The sequence below is a fragment of the Priestia sp. SIMBA_032 genome (genome assembly GCF_046535215.1).
Classification (GTDB): Bacteria; Bacillota; Bacilli; order Bacillales; family Bacillaceae_H; genus Priestia; species Priestia aryabhattai.
Genome location: NZ_JAWRXD010001150.1, coordinates 1 through 253, shown reverse-complemented (window position 1 = coordinate 253; position 253 = coordinate 1). Strand labels below are relative to the sequence as shown.

Here is a 253-nt window from a genome sequence, read left to right as displayed (position 1 = left end):
CATAATTAAAACCGGGTGTTTTATGAACATAGCTAAGATTTTAATTGTAAAAGAGAAGAGACCGGTGGCAAACCATATTTTTTTGACAGCAGGTATATGTTTACTGACCTCAAATAGCCAGCCTTTTTTCCCTACATACATTCCGAGTAGGAACAGTGGAGACATAAAAATTATTGCGAAAACTGATATGAAAAATAATCCGAATGCACCGTCAATTCCCATGTAATCAAAAGGATTTTCAGTCAATCTAAAG

Annotated in this window: 1 pseudogene; it reads right to left on the bottom strand. The window is 34.8% G+C overall.

Annotated elements, in window-relative coordinates:
• Positions 1-253, bottom strand: a pseudogene (locus tag SB717_RS37930) (DUF418 domain-containing protein); the annotation flags it as partial.